The sequence below is a fragment of the Kamptonema formosum PCC 6407 genome (assembly GCF_000332155.1).
In the GTDB taxonomy this organism is placed as follows: domain Bacteria; phylum Cyanobacteriota; class Cyanobacteriia; order Cyanobacteriales; family Microcoleaceae; genus Kamptonema; species Kamptonema formosum.
On sequence record NZ_KB235904.1, the window covers coordinates 112016 to 130649 of the forward strand.

Here is an 18634-nt window from a genome sequence, read left to right on the forward strand (position 1 = left end):
TCTCCTTTCTATAGTTCTTTTCTATTTTAAGAGATTTTCAGAGGTTTTCAGAAATTATTGATGATACCTTCGTAGGGTAGGCGCTGCTTGGCAGAGTTAAAGTTATCCCTCTTTTGTCACTGAGCGTGAGAGTAAAATAAAAGATAAAACTGCCAAAGCCTTTGAAACCAATGGTTACAGCACCTCCACCAACTCCTTACTCCACAGTCACCGACTTAGCCAAATTCCTGGGCTGATCCACATCCAAACCCCGCCGCGCCGCAATGTGATAAGCCAGCAATTGCAAAGGAATTACTGTCAAAATTGGCGACAGTAACTCATCCACCATTGGTACAGGCAAAACATCATTAAAAACATCGCCCCCAGTCAAAAGTTCCTTCGGCATTACCCCAATTAAACGGGCATCTCGCGCCTTAGCTTCCTGGGCATTAGAAAGCACCTTTTCATAAACACTACCAGGCATAGCGATCGCCACCACCGGCACTTTCGCATCCAACAAGGCAATCGGCCCGTGTTTCATCTCTCCTGCTGGATAACCCTCAGCATGAATATAACTAATTTCCTTCAACTTCAAAGCCCCTTCCAAAGCAATAGGAAAATTAATTCCTCGCCCTAAAAAGATAAAATCGCGCGTTTCATTGAACTCGTGGGAAAGTTCCTCAATTTGCCTTTCCTGAATCTCTAAAAACCTCTCCATTGCGATCGGTAACTGTCGCAAACCTGCCATGATTTCTTTCAATCTACTTTCGGTGACAGTTTGCCGCTGATAAGCCAAATCTAAAGCCAAGCAATAAAATGCCATCAATTGACCGACAAAAGTCTTAGTAGCGGCAACGCCTATTTCCATTCCGGCATGAGTATTAATAATATGCGGAATTGTATGACCTAGAGAACTTTCCGGCCGATTAGTAATGCCCAGCATTCTAGCTCGAAATTTGTCAGTAAAACCAGCACGGCGCTGTTCTTCCATCCCCAAAGCTGCCAGCGTGTCGGCAGTTTCGCCAGACTGAGTAACACCAATTGTCAGAGTATTTGCCATCAATGGTGCCGGTGCATAGCGATATTCAGAAGCGTATTGCACCGTTGTGGGAATATTTGCTAACTGTTCTAAAAGATATTTCCCCACCAGAGAAGCGTGCCAAGAAGTGCCACAAGCTAAAATAGAAATATGTTCTAAATCAGCGCATAATTCTGTTGGCAAACCTAGATTAATTGGCGATTTCCCATTTCCCATCCACTCGCTATCGGCGTAAGCTTCCAAACAATCGCGCACAACTGTCGGTTGTTCGTAAATTTCCTTGTGCATGAAGTGCTTAAAGCCCTGTTTTTCAACCAGAATCGGGTTCCATCCCAATATCCGAGGGCTTTTTTTGAGCTTCTCACCAGCAAAGTTATAAACTTCAACACCCATCGGCGTTAACCTCGCCAATTCCCCATTTTCTAAAGATAGTACGGCGCGGGTGTGGGCTACCAATGCGGGCGTATCAGAAGCACAGAAAAATTCTCCAGAACCAAAGCCAATGACTAGAGGAGCGTGCTGTCTTGCTACAATTAACTCATCGGGATAGTCTGCACAAAGAACTGCGATCGCAAACGCCCCCTGCAATTGATTCACCGCCGCTAACACCGCCTCTAAAAAAGCCTCTGAATCGCGCAATTCTAAGGAATCAGCATTCCCCGTCTCCCCATCTTCCTTCTTCCCTCTTCCTTCTTCCCTCTTCCTTCCGCTTTCTGCCATCAACTCAGCAATTAAATTCGGGATGACCTCAGTATCCGTCTCCGAGATAAACTTATGTCCCTTAGCCTTGAGCTCTTCCCGTAACTCCCAATAATTTTCCACAATCCCATTTTGCACTACCGCCACCTGGCGATCGCTATCCAGATGCGGATGGGCGTTATACTCCTCTGGCTTCCCGTGAGTCGCCCAGCGAGTGTGCCCAATGCCAATCGCGGCTGGAGTTTCCGCCCCAGCCAACTTTTCCCGCAGATTATGCAGTTTACCCTTCGCACGCACGCAATTAATTTGTCCTTCCCAGATCGTAGCGAGGCCAGCCGAATCGTAGCCCCGGTATTCCAGTTTTTCCAACCCCGCCAGTAAAATTTCACTTGCTGCTTGGGTGCCGATATAGCCAACGATTCCGCACATTTAAGGTAAAACTCCTGCTGAGGGCATCATATCCAACCTACAAGGCGTGTAGGGAAACCGTCAATTGATTTTAGACTGAACTTTTACTGTAGTGAATTATCCCCCTAAAAGTAAACCCCGTAGAAATCAAGAGGGGCTAGGGGCTAGGGGCTAGGGGTTAGGGAAGAAGGCAGAAGGCAGAAGGCAGAAGGGTTTAAATCTATGGTGACAGAAATTCAGAATCTCCTAACCGACGTTCATCGGTTGCTATATTTGTACTTTAGCGCTAAAACATCTATTGATATATTCCGCCCTATTCCTTCTTCCCTCTTCCCTCTTCCCTACCCCCTAGCCCCTTCTTATGACAGACCAACCCCGCACCCGCCAGGAATTATACGATCGCATCCGAGAAATTGGTAGAGAAGAATTCATTCTGGAAGAAATGATCCGCTATGGATTTTGGCCCGCCCAAGGCGAAATTCCCCAAGATCCCGCCGATGAAATTCGTCGCGAAGGAGAAATTAGGCGAGAACTTAATGAACTCCAGCAGCAAAGTCGTCAACTCCAAAATGAAAAGACACTCCGCAAACAAGCACTTCAGCAACGGTTAGCAGAATCGCGGCGAAAGCAGCAGGAAACAAAAGAACGCCGGGAAAGAGAAAGACAACAAAAAGCTGAGAATTGGCAACAGCGAAAACAGCAAGAAATCCTCTATCTTGGCGATGGTATATCGGGCGGATTAAATAACTTTAACGCCGAGATCGAACGCTTACAAAGCTATGGATTACCCATTTGCAATACCGCCGAACAAATTGCCGCCGCCATCAACATTAACATCGGAGAATTACGCTTTCTAGCTTTTTCGCGCAAAACTTCCACCATCTCCCACTATATCCGTTTCAAAATCCCTAAGAAAACAGGAGGCGATCGCCTGATTTCTGCCCCCATGCCGCGCCTTAAAAAAGTACAGCATTGGATTCTTGATAATATACTAGAAAAAATGGAACTGCATACAGCAGCTCACGGCTTTCGTCCCCACCATTCAATCGTTACAAACGCCTTACCTCATGTCAAAGCAGAAGTTATTATCAACTTCGACCTCAAAGACTTTTTCCCCTCAATTTCTTATAAGCGAGTCAAAGGACTTTTTCAATCCTTCGGCTATGCAGAAGCCGCCGCTACAATTTTTGGTTTACTGTGTACAGAACCCGAAATTGAACAAGTAGAACTAGACGGCAAAACATACTTTGTAGCATTAACAGAACGCCACTTACCTCAAGGTTCGCCCGCCAGTCCAGCCATTACAAATCTACTATGTCGCCGTCTCGATAACCGCCTTACTACAATGGCTGAAGACATGGGATTTGTTTACACCCGCTACGCCGATGACCTAACATTTTCAGCTTCAGGTGATAGCCTTCGCTATATTTGTAACATTCTTAAACGTACAGAATCAATTGTAGCACATGAGGGATTTACTATTAATCAACAAAAAACTAGAATCCTGCGAAAGAATCGACAACAAGAAGTTACCGGCATTGTAGTCAATGACCGCCCCAGTATTTCTAAAAAAGAGCTAAAACGCTTTCGTGCTACCTTGTATCAAATAGAAAAAGATGGCCCCGAAGGTAAACACTGGGGTAATTCTTCTGATGTCATTGCCTCAATTCAAGGTTTTGCTAACTTTGTGGCAATGGTCGATCCTGAAAAAGGTAGGGAATTTCAAAAACAGGTTAAACAAATTAAAGAAAAATTGAGGTAAAGATGAAATACTAATTCAATTAAATGAGAGAATAGGAAACGGGAAAAGAAAATATCCCACAAAGTAAAACCAAAATCTAAAATCGATATGACTTATTGCCTTGGCATTATTACCCGCTATGGAATGGTGATGGCTGCGGACTCCCGCACTAATGCAGGAGTCGATTATATCTCAACTTACCAAAAATTATTTGACTTTTCCTGTCCGGGGGAACGGGTAATCTTAGTCTGTACTTCAGGCAACCTATCCATGACTCAAGGGGTAATTAGTGGACTGAATAAAGATATTAAAGTCGCAGCCGATATGAACCTCCATACTCTTCCTTCCTTATACGAAGTTGCCCGCTATATTGGAGGGAAAATCCGTTCTATGGTTGAACTCGACCAAGCTTGGCTAAAGAAGGACGGCATTGATGCTAAATGCAGTCTACTTTTGGGAGGACAAATTAAAGGTCAAGAACCGGAATTGTTTATGATTTACAGCCAAGGTAACTGTATTCAAGCCACTTCAGAAACTCCTTTTCTACAAATTGGAGAGGCTAAGTATGGCAAACCTATTTTAGATCGTGCTCTCAGTTTTGAAACTCCATTGGAAGGGGCAGCTAAATGTGCTCTGCTATCCATTGATTCTACGATGAAATCGAATATTTCTGTAGGGCCGCCGATTAATTTGGTGATGTATGAAACCGATAGCTTAGTTGTTCGGAATCGGTTGTTATTGCGTCTGGGAGATCCTTATTTGGCGGAGATTCGCAAGATGTGGGAGGTTTCTCTGAGAGAAGCTTTTGACCGCATTCCTGATATCAACTGGCGGCACAATTTAGAGAAAGAGCCGTCGGAAGATATTATTATTGATTGATTTAATTACCATAATTATTCAGGAATTACGTACCCAACCACAGAAACCGGTTTTTTGAGAGAATCTGTGGATAAGGGCGAAGTATTTTCGTAAAAAACCCGGTTTCTGGAGCCATGAGCTTAAGTCCTATTATTTTTGTTTATCCATATAACAAAAAAACTATTTGCTCTTATTAATGGGAACAAATAGGCTTTGTTTTATGGCTGCTGCATTCTGAGAATTTAGCTTGTATAGCAACCGCCACAACGGTCTTGACATTCTCGGTCGCCCAAACCATGTCCACTATTGCATTTTCCTCCTACATAAGAGCCTCCTGCCTCCTGCCTTCTGCCTTCTGCCTTCTGCCATAAGAGTGTCAAGTTACTGCACGCTTTGCTGGATTCAAAAACAAATTCAACAGGTTAATAGCTACGATAATTAACATCTGCCTAGTAATCTGTGCAGCCAATACTAACCCAGTATCACCACCTAATTGCGTCACTGTTGCCATCATTGCTTCCATTCCTCCCGGCATAAAGCATAAAATTGCTGTCACGATATCGACATGAGTAATAATGTGAAACTCATATCCGATCGCAAGACAGCACACCATCAGTACAATTACCAGCAAGATTTCCAGTAATACTGCTTTCCCAATCAGACGGACATTTTGCCAATTAAACTTCAAACCTATGGAGAGTCCCACCAGCAAGAGTGCTCCAATAAATAGCGATCGCGGTATCTGAAATTCGTAAGGCAACCCCCAGAAGACGACGAGTCCAAGCAAGAAACTTCCTAAAAATCCAGATGTCGGTAGCTTCAGCCGATCGCCTGCGAAAATTCCCAAACTACAGCATCCCGCCAATACCAGTAAATTAACAAACATGGGTACTGGATGAGAGTTTGCTGCGACTGGCAACAACGTCAAAGTCTCGCTTCCTGCAATAACCGGAGAGAAAAAGTTCGCTACTGAGGGAACGAGTAAGACCACAAGTATCATGCGAATATACTGAAGGACAGCAACCGAAACACTATCGGCCCCTAGTTCTTCACTCAGCGCCACAACAGTAGAAGCAATACCGGGAATACAGCCCAAAAAACTTGTAGTGCGATCGATTCGAGTCCACCGCGACAACAGATAACCATTGACCATACTCAAACTAGCTGTAATCAGAATGCACCCCAACAGAGGCAAAGCGTAAGTTTTTCCCAACGCAACCGTTTCAGGAGAAAAGCGGGCCGCCGAAGAGATACCAATGATTGCCTTGCCAACAGTAATGAAAATAGAAGGAAAGGGTTTTGGGCCGTGTTGAGTAGAAGCATAGGCAATGCCAACTACCAGGGGGCCAAGCAACCAGGCGACAGGGACATCGAACCAGTCAAACAGAAAGCCCATGACTACAGCCACACATAACTGTTCAACGATTTTCTGAATTTTGTGCCAGTTGAAGACAAGAGTCGGAGGCCAAGTAACTGAGATGTTGCGATCGCCCTCAGATTGGGATTGAGATTCCCCCAGAATGTCTGGCACTACGGAATCCCTGAATATTTTTAATAGCGTCACTAAAGTCAAGTTAAGAAATATTGCTGGAAATTTATTATAGCCTTTTAAATCTAATTTTAGCTCTGTAATAAGATAGAAAAAATATAGCAGCTTTCGATTCGTTTAGGTGTTGTATCAAGTTAAAGCTAATTAAAGGTTGCAGTATTAATTCAGCCAGCCCCATTAGCAATTACTAATAAACTCGGCCCATAGAATGATCCGCATTAATCTCAACCACTAAATCTACTAACTCCGAATTACTTACCAAAGGGTTAATAAATAACTCAGGATGTAGAGCCTTCCAAAAATACTCCACAAATCTATTAATCTCCTCATCCGACATTCCCGACTTACCTGCCGCCCTCATCTCCCTCTCGGCCTGAAGCCGCCAAACTTGAGAAAGGCGATAATCAATTGGCTGCAAAACAATCAACCGATCCAACCGTTCCCAAACTGGCAAATAATCCCCTAATTTCCTATTCATATCATCGGCAAACTGCCGATCTTCTGATGTTACAATAGGAGGCAAATTGACATCAAAAATATCAACCTCGATTGGTCGTATCCCCACAAACCAACCCTCAAATAATACAATATCAACATCAGTAACAATCTCAGGCTCAGTTCGATCGCCAGCACCTCCCCAAAGCGACTTATCAAACCGAGGAATCAAAATAGATTTTGATTTTTCATGCTGGGGTAATCGCAAATTACCACGATCGCGCAATCGATCTAAAACTTCTATTCCTAACTCAAGATCGTGAGTCCCTGGCGGGCCGCGCCAAATTAAACGGGGGTCTTCCTCTTGTAACCGCTGCCTTTCATCATAAGTCTTGTAAAGATCGTCCAAAGAAAGGCTAATTGTTTTATTACCTAATTTCTCTAGAATTAACTTTAAAATGGCTGCTAAAGTAGTTTTTCCCGTTCCCTGTCCTCCTAAAATCCCTTGAATTAAAGTTCGCCCTAAGCTTTCTCTTTCCGTAGCTAATTGTATTGCCAAAGGTAGCCAAAGATTCCACGAAGTTGCTAATAAATTAATTGACTTTAATGGCAACTCAAGAATTGTCGCTGCAATTGACTGGAATAAATTAGCCCGTGCTAGAATAATTTCACTCACATTTTCAGCATTTATCCCAAAAGCACGAGATCGCGCTTCATCTGCCAATTCCCAAACCGCCAACTGCTGTAACTCATCTGCAACTGGCTGCTTTCCCCCTATCCAGCCTTCTAAAATTTCAATTAGCAATAAATTCAACAGTTGCATCATTTTAATCTCCGGCCTAAAATCTTAAATAATTCAGTGATAACTCCCACTTCGGCAAAGCATTGTTTACCATGAAAAAGTAAGAAGTAAGGATAAAAGGAATATTTATGGAAGAGATCAGACAACAAATTAACGCACTGAGTCATAAAGTGGACTCTCTGTATACAATTATTGAACACCTGAACGACAAATTAACGGAGTCAGTCTGTGACTCTAAGCTAACTGAGGGTCAAGGAACAGATCGAGCTGGATTGCGCTTAACAGAGAAAATTACCTCGTATCACAGCTACAGCAGTCTCGATCCAGTTCTAGAACACAAGGATGTACTTTTAGACGACTATTTCTCCGACAAGAATTTTCAAAGTCTGGAAAAAGAGTTGACAGCAGATATCCAAATCCAAAGGCTAACTGCTCAATTAACAGCAGCTTACAATCGTATTGCTGCCTTAGAAGAGCAGTTACTAGCCAAGAGAATTCACTCGTAACAAGGGAGCAGGGGAGCAGGGGAGCAGGGGAGATAGGGAGCAGAGGAGCAGGGGAGCAGAGGAGCGGGGGAGATGAGGAAACCCTTTCCCCAATTAGCAATTAGCAATTAGCAATTACCAATTACCAATTACCAATTAGCAATTACCAATTACCAATTACCAATTAGCAATTAGCAATTACCAATTACCAATTATCTATAATTTTTGATAACGCTTTGCCAAAGCTTCAATAGCTTCTTGGAGTTGATTTTGATTCCAATCTTGGGTTAAATGAGAAGCGATCGCGCATCCTCCAGCACCCACCCCTTCCTTAACATATCCCTGTTCGTAAGCTTGTAACTGCCGATAGCGAGAGCTAGCAAAACTCAATTGTGTAGCCAAAAGAGGCACAGGGCCAACATCTTGAGCTAATCCCACAGTATCCCCAGTAGGATCTTCGGCAACCCAGCGCGTAGTTCCCACTACAATTTGTTGTGGATGCCATAAGAGCGAATATTCACGCGCGATCGCCTCAATCAAAGCATAAACAGCCAACATTTGCGTACCCCCAGCCAGCATCACCCCACAACTACGACTCGCCGCGAGCGCCATCCCCGCCACTACTACTTGCATAGGATCGCCCACCCCCGCTATGAGGGATAGAGGAGATAGGGAGGATAGGGAAGATGGGGAGGATAGGGAGGATTTAACTCCCCCATCTCCCCCATCTCCCCCATCTCCCCCATCTCTCATTCTCCTTCTTCCTTCTTCTACTACAGCCAACTTTTGAGCGTGATTGCAATTAGGATGACTGCTGTTAACCTTACCCGCAGCAGCGATACCTAAACCCATTAAAACAGCTAAAGCAGTAGTCGTTCCCCCAACTACGCACTCCCCTAAGATCGCATACCCGCCATTAGTTTGGGCCGCTAACTCTTGCCCCCAAAATAAACCGCGATCGAGCAAATGCTTCACAGTTGAAAGTTCTAAAGCATTTCCAGAAGACAGACATTTAGCTGGAGTACCACCTAAATCAAAAGTCGGCACTGGCGGCGATAATGGCAAACCAGCATTAAATAAATACAAAGGAATGCCCAAACTCTCCACCACAGCGCGGGAGATAAGTACCGGAGACGCACCAGCATCAAGAGGCGGTAAAGGATATTTAGGCTGACTGCGAGGGCCATTGTAGAGAAACTCCGCATCTGCCAAACAAGTATATTTTCGGTCAGCCGGAGTAGCGCCGGCTGCGGAAATGCCAGGAATTAAACCAGTATCAGTAAATCCTAAAACGCAGGCAAACACAGCTTGGCGATGCCGATATTGTTCCAACCACCTCTGTCCCTGTTCTAGTTGAGTATAAACTTTAATCATTTCTGGGCGTTATTGCAAAGTAGCAGGGGAGATGGGGAGCAGGGGAGCGGGGGAGCAGGGGAGCAGGGGAGCGGGGGAGCGGGGGAGATGAGGAGAGGAAGAGAATTTTTCCCAAATTAGCAATTAGCCATTAGCAATTAGCCATTAGCCATTAGCCATTAGCCATTAGCAATTAGCAATTAGCTATTAGCCATTAGCCATTAGCTATTAGCCATTAATCCTCATAATCAATTAACACTTGTACCCAATTTGGCGGACGAGGGATAGGGTTTCCCAACCGATCTAAAAGTAGTAAAGCTACTAGATGTACAACGAATAGATAGATAATATTATTAAGCACGATCATCCCTGTTGCGATCGCCTGAACCAAAGTCAGATTTGGCACTGCCAGCACCCCCAACTTCACAAATCCCCATTCTACGAGCTCAGTAACTTGACTGGTTATATAAAGCCAGAGGTCTTCCCCCAGCAGTAGCGAAAGCAACCAAAACCGGAAAAAGAAACCAAAAGAACCCACAATAGCGCCCAAACCAATCGAAACAGACCAGCTAGCTCCCCGCCGCCATAGTCCGCCCAAAAGCACGCTCAACAGCCCAAAAGGGATTACAAATAAAATACTGCGAGTCGGGCCCATCAGTACAGACAGCAACAACCCAGAAACTAAAGCCCCCATCCAGGCCGATCGCTGACCCCATCGCAAATATACTAGAGCGATCGGCACCGGGAAAAAAATCCGCAGCAGCGGGCCCATCGGAAAATAGTAATTCACCAGCCAAATTAAACTAGCGGTACTGGCGAGAAACGCCGTTTCTACCATACTCAAAGGGCCAGAAAAATCGCCCGATATAGCAGGCTCCGCCTTTGGCTCTGAATCTTCTATCCCATAATTTTCGCTCTCAGTTTTGGGCGAATTCACGGGGCTAGATCCTTTGCCAGCGTCAAAATAATCACTCATCCGATTTTAGAATTTAGAATTTAGATTTCAGACCCGATCGATGCCACCCCTATCCTGATTATTAATGGGATTGAACCACTAAAACACAACCCTTAGTATGATGTAAAACATAATTGCTGACACTGCCAAGCATTACTTCTGCCAACCCTGTGCGGCCGCGCCTTCCTAATACAATTAAATCCGCGCCCCAATTCTGGGAAAATTCACAAATAGAATGACCAGCATCCTCAACCGTCTGGCAGTCATATTCTGCTTTAATGTTCTGGTTGGCCGCTGCACTATAGTAATGACTTAATAGCGATCGACCTTGTTCTAACTGCTTTTCAATTCGCACAGTTTGAGCTTGATAAGCTTGTTCTGCTAATTCAAAATTCATCGCTAGATCGACCGGGATCGCGGTTCCTCTTTCTCCAAACTGGTTAATGACGACAGCATGAAATAACATCATTTCAGCTTTATTTGCTACCGCTAAATCTAAAGCTTGAGCAAAGACTTTGTGACCTAACTCTGAATCATCTAAGCCCACAAAAATTTTGTGAAAAGTCATAGTTTCTCCTGAATAGCAACTAGCAATTAGCAGTTAGCAAGTTATTAACTGCCAAAGCCTCCAACTTTTATACTAACAAGCGTTCTAAGGCGTGCATATCTGGAATACAAAGGACATCCTTATCGCGGCGAATTAACTGCTTTTTTTCCAGCTTACTCAGTACCCGCGTCACAGTTTCCCGCGCTAAGCCACTCAGACTGCTTAATTCTCGGTGTGGGAGGTTGGGAATCTCCGTTCCTCCTTGTAAAGAGGATTTCCCCTGACCTTCTGCCAAAAACAACAAAATATCTGCCACTCGTGAGGTACTGTCTGACTCGCGCAACCTCAGCCTTCGGTTGACTTGCCGTAGCCGTCGCCCCATCAGTTGAGCCAATCGAATCCCAGCCAAGGGCTCGGAATGAATTAATTGCACAAAATCTTGAGCTGGCATATTACCAATTAAAGTCGGAGCCAGAGTAATTACATCTGTGGAGCGCGGGGCTTCTTCAAGCGCCGCCATTTCGCCAAATAGTTCTCCTTTGCCCAAAATATTGAGCGTTACTTCCTTACCATCCAAGTTGTAGGTGCGAATTTTCACCCAACCATCCAAAATAAAATACACTGAACTGCCCCAGTCGTTCTCCAGCAAAATCACCTGGTTGGCCGGATGGCTGCGGGTAACGATGTGTACAGTTGCTCTATCAGTTACAGTCTCAGGCAAGCCTGAAAAAAAAGCAGTAGAGAGCATTAATTGGTGAACGTTTGACTTACCATCCAAATATTGTACCATTAATGTCTAGCCATGAATAAAGATAAAAAATTAGTCTTAAGGCTTACCCAATATGAACTAGAAAAACTAAAAGAATTCGCTAACCACAAAGATGTAACGATGTCTCATGTGTTGAGGGAGTACATTCGTCGCCTGCCCAAACCCCCGTCGGTGGAAACTCCTATAGCTTGAGGTAACGAGCGTGAGGGAGGAAGAGGGATTAGACTGATTGTACAGAGTTAGGAGTTAGCAGATGAAAAGCCGCCGCAGGTTAAAACCAGCCATGATAAAGTAGCCAGTAATGCTACAGGTAAGAGTAATGATGAATTTCAAGTATGCAGTATCCTAACATCTCAAAAATAGTTAGGCACAATAGTTAAAGGGACTTTGACATCCCTAGTAGGGTTTTACCCTAAATGGCAATGAATCCCTCAGCGATCGCTAGGGGAGAGTCAAAATCTCCAGCATGAGTCAAAATCTATCGCACTAGCCGCATTTGGTAGAGGTTCCACCCTTGAATTCTCAACAGGATCAAATTCAGGCACTTCTTGCTGATATTGACGAGGTACTCAGCAAGCCCAGCCCGCGCCTACCTTGGATGGCTTCGGTCGAAACCATCCACCAGCGCCAAGTCTTAGATCGCATTCGCAGCTATTTATCCCAACAGAAGGCTACACAGGTTGTAAATGAAAACCTGACTCACAGCGATGTGGCCGAGGAAGCTGGGTTACAGCAAGGCGATCGCGAACTCCCAGATCTCCGCGATCGCCAACCCACAACACCCCCACCTACGGATAGCGATATTCGCTCAACGGCGGGGCAAATCTTGCAAGCCGTAATCGGAGAAATGAACTCTCTGCGTACCAATCTCACGCAGCCACTACAAGACGACATACAAGCTCTACGGCAAGAACGGCAAGCCCTCACCTCTGAAATTAAACAGCTAGAGCAGCGACGGCAAGATCAATACTCTCTAGCTCAGCAGCAGGCTAACCAGCAACAAATTATTTCCGAATTCTTGCAGGTACTAATGGCACGCTTGCAAGAAAGTTTGGCTCGCGATGTCGCCCAAGCACTTAGTAACCTAGAAGCTCAGTTCTTACAAAACAATCTCTTGGGCACGGAATCTGCGCCACAGTTGACCTCAGCTTCCGCAACCGGGGACGCAAATGCAGGGGAACTACCACTGCTCACCCCCGCCCAGCGTATTGAGCAAATACGGCTGTTACAAGCCCAATCCGATCGCGACTTAATGAGGCTCGATTCCACCCTAACCATTGTATTTGAGGCACTGCAAAGGAATCTGCAAACCTATCAAGAATCCTTGTCCCAGGGACTTGAAAAAATGCACAGCTTGGGGCAGCAGGGTGAAGCCATGTTTGCAGCTTTAGTTAGCCACTTGGCAGAACAGTTAGGTCGAGAGGCTTCATCTTATGTAAAATCCTCAATTCCTGTCGCCAATATAGAAACCGCAACCCGTCCAGTCGCCCCCACAGCACCCATAAGTACCCTCAATCAAAATGAGGTAGCTTTACAGGAGGATTTGGTAGTTAGGTCGCGCCCAGAACCAACGCCTAGAATTGAAAGGGATCGGGGCGAGATCGGAGAAGAGGAAAAACTGCCCTATCCGGGAACAGAACTGTCTCCTCAGTTTGCACAGTTGAGACACAATAGAGAAGAACTCAGGCACTCAGGTACTCAAGAGCATTCTCCTATTCCCCCAGAAGATGATTTTTTGAGCCTAGAATCCTCCAGCTCTGAAACGCCATCTGAGGCGATGATGACTGAGGAAAGCGGCGAACTGGAAGATTTATATGACAGCCTCTTCACCCCTGTTGTAGAAGTCTCAAAGCAACCAGAGAAAGGTTCGGGTAGGAAGGGCGAAGTTTCCACTGTCTCACTTTTCGAGTCTACAGAAGTCAGCGATCGCAATGCGCCAGAGCAAATGACGGAATCAACTCTGGCTGATGTTGATAGTGAGGATTCCCTAGAAGATTTTCTACTAGAATCTCCCAATGTGGAACCCGAACAAATTCCTGAATCAACTATAACTAATACTGAAAGCGAAAACTATCTGGAAGATTTTCTATTAGAATCTCCCAATGTGGAACCCGAACAAAGTCCTGAATCAACCCTAACTAATACTGAAAGCGAAGACTATCTGGAAGATTTTCTACTAGAATCTCCTAATGTAGAATCGGAACAAATTCCTGAATCAACCCTAACTAATACTGAAAGCGAAGACTATCTGGAAGATTTTCTATTAGAATCTCCCAATAGGGAACCAGAGCCAAGTCCTGAACCAACTATAACTAATGTGGAGAGCGAGGATTTGCTAGAAGATTTTCTAGTCGCGGAAGATTCAGAATTTGTCGCTGGTAATTTCGTCGATAGCCCAGCGATCGCAGATGCAGACTTATTTGGCGAAACCTTGCTCGAACTCGATCCCGAACCACCAGCACCCGCAGCTCCATCCCCGCCTGATAGCCCAGCTAGTAGGGAAACACTTGCCGATCTGAGCAATGTATTCGGAGATGAGAATGAGAACGTTCCAGTAAAGCCTGTAAAGGGCCCGCCTCCAAGCACAGCCACAGCCTCAAAAACCTCCTCAAAAGAACTCAGAAAGCCCAAAAACCTGACCCCTGCGGCCAGCAGTTCAGAGGAAAGTACCGAATATGACGCGCTAGCAGAGTGGGATGCCGATATCTATGTCCAAGCATCCCCAGACGAGAATTTGTTGCCCGTAGAACCACCAGATGAGGAGCAAGAACAGGCAATCTTGCTCGATCGTAATAGCCTAGAACGTTTGCAGGCTGACCTTTTCAGTTTAGAAGGCATGGATAGCGCTCTCCCCGAAGAAGCCAGCAGCATTGCCAGTCCAGAACCATTTACTTTTAGCGATTTCTCTCAAGTGGAAGCAGAAAATCCCTTTATCGTCTCTGCGGAAGAAGAAATGACCACTCTTGATGACTTATTTACAGAAGTTTTCGAGATGCCAGTCGCAGCAGCGCCCCATGCTGTAGAGGTGGAAACCGCAGCCCCTGAATTTTTTCAAGGCGATTCTTCCAATATGACTCTGGAAGATATTTTATCAAGCTTAATGGAGGCGGAGGCAACGCCGCTTAATTACCCCCCTAGACCGGATCTAAATTCGCGACAAGTCCAAACTACAGGTCAAGTAAAGCGCAGTCTGGAAACTCCAGGCGGTGAAAAAAAAAAGGTAGGGTTATTTGATCTAAGAGATGGGGGAGATGGGGGAGATGGGGGAGATGGGGGAGATGGGGGAGATGGGGGAGATGGGGAAGTGAAATCCTCCCTACCTTCTCCATCTCCCCCATCCTTCCCGATTTTTCCGATTCCTCTTCCCCAATCTCCAACTCCTCGAAGCTCTAACTGGTATTTGGGGATTGATTTTGGTACAACTATGCTCTCGGTGGCTCTGTTAAACCGTGACAGTAAAGAGGTTTATCCCCTCTATTGGGAGGTGGATGCCCAAAATCCTAAATCGGAGTGCTTTCGGATTCCTGCTGTGGTTTCTCTATTAGCGGGGAAGGTGGTTGTTAAGTCTGTGGGTCAGCCAGGACTGCCTTTGGAAGATGGGGGACTGTTACTACAAAATTTTAAGCACTATTTGAAGGTGGGTATACCCTATGTGAGTTCTGCTTTACAGGAGGGGAATACAGAGGGTGAGGGGGGTTTTCTATTTGAGCCGATGTTGCAGTGGTCGCAGCAGGAGGATGTTTCTCTGGCTTGGCTGTTACACGGTTTGGGGGCGCTGTTAGAGGGATTAAATCCGGCGAGGGAAAATGTTCTAGGTTTGCGATTGCACGCTGTGGGACTAGAACCCTCGATTTTAGATGCTGCACTGCGGCAGTTGGGGGGTGTGATTTTGGGGACTCCGGCTGGCTGGGGTGATGCTTACCGCCACAACCTCCGGGAAGCGGTGCTAGGTGCGGGATTGGTAACGGAGAGTTCTCAGATTTTTGTGGTTGAGGATGCGATCGCGACTTTACTTTCGGAATTAACACCGAATTTGGGGGAAGCTGAATCTAAAATTCACAACCTCAATTCTAAAATCGCACCGGGGGGTACTTTAATTATTAATTCTGGGGCGATAACTACGGAATTAGCTTTGGTAGATTTGCCTGAAAATCTAGAAAATTTAACTTATTCACACTTTACTTGTCACAGCTTTGCTTATGGTGGCAATGCTCTTGACCAAGATATTATCTGTCAATTGCTACTGAAGGATGAATCTTTTGACCCGTTAACTCAATTACCGCGAGGGGGTTACGCGGATGTGGCGGCGCGATGCCAATTGCAAGGGCGGTTACAGAGTTCGCCTTTGGGATTAGAACTTTTGGCGGCGGCGGCAAATTTGAAGGTGATTTTACAAGACCAAGATCGCTTTAATTTGGAGATTGGCGATCGCCGTTGGGAAGTCAAGCGGCGAGATTTGGAAACTAAGGTGTTAGTGCCTTTCGTTCAGCAGTTGAATCGCGAAGTTAACGCGATGCTCAGTCAAGCTGGAATGTCCCCGGTAGCGATTAATCAAGCTATTTGTACGGGGGGAAATGCTTCTTGGTCGGCGATCGCTCGTTGGTTACGCCAGAAACTCCCTAATGCGATCGTGATTCACGATCGCCCTGCTAATCTTCCTTCTGTTTCTCCTTCCCCAAAATCCAAAATTGGTCGCGTTGCTTGGGGTTTAGCAACTTTACCTCTTTATCCTCAAGTTCTAGATAGACCCCGCCAGCAGTACAGCGATTATTTTCTGCTATGGGAACTGATGCAGGCCTTTACCGTCACTCCTCTTGGTATCAGTGAAATTACGCAGGCTTTGGAGCGCCGAGGGCTCAATACTCGTACTTGCTTACCAAGGATTCTGCCAATTTTAGAGGGTCAATTGCCTCTAGGCTTATTGCCTTCTAAAGAAGATGCACTCTTGCTGAGTTCTGCATCTAGGGAAAATCCTGAGTTAGCAATGATGGGAGCCGCACCGCTGTTTGAGCAGGTAGGCAATCGCCAATATCGACTCAATCAAGAGCAGGCTAAGTATATGCGCGAATACGTAGGTAGGTTGATGGCAAGCAGCCAGCAAAAGCTAGAGGAGCCTCTATCTCAATCTCTAATAGGTCTTTAAAGTCGCCATTTTAAAAAGGAGAGAACTTGAAGTCCGCTTTTTTAAGAGGATTGGGGATGCCTCATGTATAAGTCCTATAAAAACTAAAGCAGATTTCAAATCAGTTGAGTACAAAACCTCACACCCATGATGGGGAATCCCCCCCAAAGCATTAGGAAGAAATGTATTTAATTCACATCGATCTCTACCTATGTATTTCTCCGTAATTTCACTAGAATCTTATTTTTCTCAAAAATAAATATACAATAACTTTACAATACCCAAGGGTATTTTTAAAGATTGTGCAAAGTTGGACACTTCTATACTCTCTCTCGTAAGTAAGTCTCGTAAGATATTTACGAGAAGGCTAATTGACCTTTAGAAAAACAGAGTGCAAGCTGTGACTACCACATCTAATTTCCCCCTAATACCCGCAATCAATGCGTTAGTTCTGGTCAACAATTACAGGGTTAATCAGTCGAACGAGCCAGTTCATCCATCTGTAACTAGCCTCACAAAGCGCTTGATTGATATATTGGGAGCTTTGGTAGGATTAGCCCTGACTGCGATTGTGGCAATTCCATTAGCGATCGCAATGCAATTCGACAACCCAGGCCCACTGTTTTACAGTCAGGTTCGCTGCGGTTTTAACGGACAGCTATTCAAAATTTGGAAATTCCGTTCAATGGTTGTCGGTGCCGAAAAGCTCAAGCATTTAGTTAATAATGAAGCCAAGGGTCACATTTTCAAGAATGAGAACGATCCTCGAATTACGCGCGTAGGACGGTTTTTACGCTGTACTAGCTTGGATGAATTACCGCAATTTTGGAACGTACTGATGGGAGAGATGAGTTTAGTAGGAACTCGGCCTCCAACTCAGGATGAAGTCGCTAATTATGAAAGTCACCACTGGATGCGGTTGAATGTGAAGCCTGGTATTACCGGTGAATGGCAAGCAAATGGACGTTCGACTGTGAAAGATTTTGAAGACATTGTACGGATGGATGTTGATTATCAGCATAAGTGGTCTGTTCTTTACGACATCAGCTTGATTTGGAAAACAGTTTGGGTTGTGCTCAATAAAAGCGGTGCTTGTTAATAAGTACGGTTAACTGTTAACAATTTTAATTGTTTAGCAACCGCCAAGGTAGTTAGAACAGTGTAGTTTCCTAATTCCTTAAATTCTCTTCCCTTCTTCCCTTCTTCCTTCTTCCTTCTTCCTTCTTCCTTCTTCCCTAGCCCCTAGCCCCTAGCCCCTAGCCCCTAATCTATGAATTTGCCTAACTGGATCACCTTCTCTCGCTTGCTGGGAGTCCCCTTTCTCCTCTATGGTTTGCAGTCACCAACTGTCCAAACTCGCTGGATTTGTTTAGGGATTTTCCTCTTAGCGGCGGGTACGGATTGGCTGGATGGCTACTTAGCTAGGAAACTCAATCAAATTACCGATTTAGGTAAATTTTTAGACCCTTTGGTGGATAAGTTGCTGGTTCTTGCGCCTTTATTGGTATTAATTCAACTTGGGGAGGTTCCTGCTTGGGGAGTGTTTTTAATTTTGGCACGGGAGTTGACGATCGCGGGATGGCGGGTGAGCAAAACGGCAATTTCGGGGGCTAATATTTGGGGAAAATTAAAAACAGTGAGTCAAATAGTGGCGATCGCACTTTTAATTGCTCCCCTACCTGATGTCTGGGTAGTTCCCTCTCTAGTGGCTTTCTGGATTTCTGTGCTCTTGACGTTGATTTCTGGTGCAGTTTACTTATGGCCAGAAAAAAATGAGCCTGTTTAACTATATTTTACTATCCTATAGCAATCCTAAATGAATCGTAAATTTTTTACCCCACCCCAACCCTCCCCTTGCTAAGGGGAGGGAGTAAGAAATTCACAAATGATTTA

Annotated in this window: 13 protein-coding genes; 6 read left to right on the forward strand and 7 right to left on the reverse strand. The window is 45.1% G+C overall.

The genetic code is table 11. The features are described from left to right. Positions 1 to 196 precede the first annotated feature (196 nt). Positions 197 to 2146 carry a glutamine--fructose-6-phosphate transaminase (isomerizing) gene (gene glmS, locus OSCIL6407_RS0117485; protein ID WP_007356457.1) on the reverse strand — a complete coding sequence of 650 codons (1950 nt, stop codon included), beginning with the start codon at positions 2144 to 2146 and terminating at the stop codon, positions 197 to 199. Positions 2147 to 2486: 340 nt separating this feature from the next. Here glmS and OSCIL6407_RS0117490 point away from each other — a divergent pair, with 340 nt between their 5' ends. Both OSCIL6407_RS0117490 and OSCIL6407_RS0117495 read left to right on the forward strand, forming a co-directional pair. Next, entirely contained in the window at positions 2487 to 3887 is a 1401-nt protein-coding gene (locus OSCIL6407_RS0117490; RefSeq protein ID WP_007356455.1) for a reverse transcriptase family protein, read from the forward strand. A gap of 87 nt (positions 3888 to 3974) precedes the next feature. Next, positions 3975 to 4745, forward strand: a complete 771-nt coding sequence (locus tag OSCIL6407_RS0117495; protein WP_007356454.1) for a proteasome-type protease — start codon at positions 3975 to 3977, stop codon at positions 4743 to 4745. 355 nt (positions 4746 to 5100) lie between these two features. Here the strand turns inward: OSCIL6407_RS0117495 and OSCIL6407_RS0117500 are convergent, their stop codons facing one another. Together OSCIL6407_RS0117500 and OSCIL6407_RS0117505 are read right to left on the reverse strand one after the other, a co-directional pair. Beyond that, positions 5101 to 6255: an AbrB family transcriptional regulator gene (locus tag OSCIL6407_RS0117500; protein WP_007356452.1), complete on the reverse strand. Its 1155-nt coding sequence runs from the start codon at positions 6253 to 6255 to the stop codon at positions 5101 to 5103. A 205-nt stretch (positions 6256 to 6460) separates the two neighbouring features. Then, on the reverse strand, positions 6461 to 7531 hold the full coding sequence (locus tag OSCIL6407_RS0117505) for a hypothetical protein (RefSeq protein ID WP_007356451.1): 1071 nt from the start codon (positions 7529 to 7531) through the stop codon (positions 6461 to 6463). A 107-nt stretch (positions 7532 to 7638) separates the two neighbouring features. Between OSCIL6407_RS0117505 and OSCIL6407_RS0117510 the strand changes: the two genes are divergently transcribed. Continuing rightward, complete coding sequence (locus OSCIL6407_RS0117510; RefSeq protein ID WP_007356450.1) at positions 7639 to 8016, forward strand: hypothetical protein; 378 nt, start codon at positions 7639 to 7641, stop codon at positions 8014 to 8016. Between the two features lie 195 nt (positions 8017 to 8211). Here the strand turns inward: OSCIL6407_RS0117510 and cobT are convergent, their stop codons facing one another. The 4 genes from cobT to OSCIL6407_RS0117530 form a co-directional block, all read right to left on the reverse strand. After that, the gene (gene cobT / locus OSCIL6407_RS0117515; RefSeq protein ID WP_019487496.1) at positions 8212 to 9369 is read right to left on the reverse strand and encodes a nicotinate mononucleotide-dependent phosphoribosyltransferase CobT; all 1158 of its coding nucleotides are present in this window, start codon (positions 9367 to 9369) and stop codon (positions 8212 to 8214) included. Between the two features lie 214 nt (positions 9370 to 9583). Further along, positions 9584 to 10324 (reverse strand): DUF2232 domain-containing protein, encoded by a 741-nt coding sequence (locus tag OSCIL6407_RS0117520; RefSeq protein ID WP_007357026.1) that lies wholly within the window; start codon positions 10322 to 10324, stop codon positions 9584 to 9586. Positions 10325 to 10385: 61 nt separating this feature from the next. Next, a complete protein-coding gene (locus OSCIL6407_RS0117525) occupies positions 10386 to 10871 on the reverse strand; it encodes a universal stress protein (protein WP_007357027.1) in 486 nt (161 codons plus the stop codon). A 67-nt stretch (positions 10872 to 10938) separates the two neighbouring features. Then, positions 10939 to 11640, reverse strand: coding sequence for a Crp/Fnr family transcriptional regulator (locus tag OSCIL6407_RS0117530; protein WP_019487497.1), 702 nt, complete (start codon positions 11638 to 11640; stop codon positions 10939 to 10941). Positions 11641 to 12133: 493 nt separating this feature from the next. Between OSCIL6407_RS0117530 and OSCIL6407_RS0117535 the strand changes: the two genes are divergently transcribed. The 3 genes from OSCIL6407_RS0117535 (at position 12134) to pgsA (ending at position 18527) form a co-directional block, all read left to right on the forward strand. Next, positions 12134 to 16762 carry an acetate and sugar kinases/Hsc70/actin family protein gene (locus tag OSCIL6407_RS0117535; RefSeq protein WP_007357031.1) on the forward strand — a complete coding sequence of 1543 codons (4629 nt, stop codon included), beginning with the start codon at positions 12134 to 12136 and terminating at the stop codon, positions 16760 to 16762. A gap of 370 nt (positions 16763 to 17132) precedes the next feature. Then, positions 17133 to 17840 (forward strand): sugar transferase, encoded by a 708-nt coding sequence (locus OSCIL6407_RS0117540; RefSeq protein ID WP_007357032.1) that lies wholly within the window; start codon positions 17133 to 17135, stop codon positions 17838 to 17840. A gap of 171 nt (positions 17841 to 18011) precedes the next feature. Beyond that, the gene (pgsA, locus tag OSCIL6407_RS0117545) at positions 18012 to 18527 is read left to right on the forward strand and encodes a CDP-diacylglycerol--glycerol-3-phosphate 3-phosphatidyltransferase (RefSeq protein ID WP_007357033.1); all 516 of its coding nucleotides are present in this window, start codon (positions 18012 to 18014) and stop codon (positions 18525 to 18527) included. Positions 18528 to 18634: the final 107 nt, after the last annotated feature.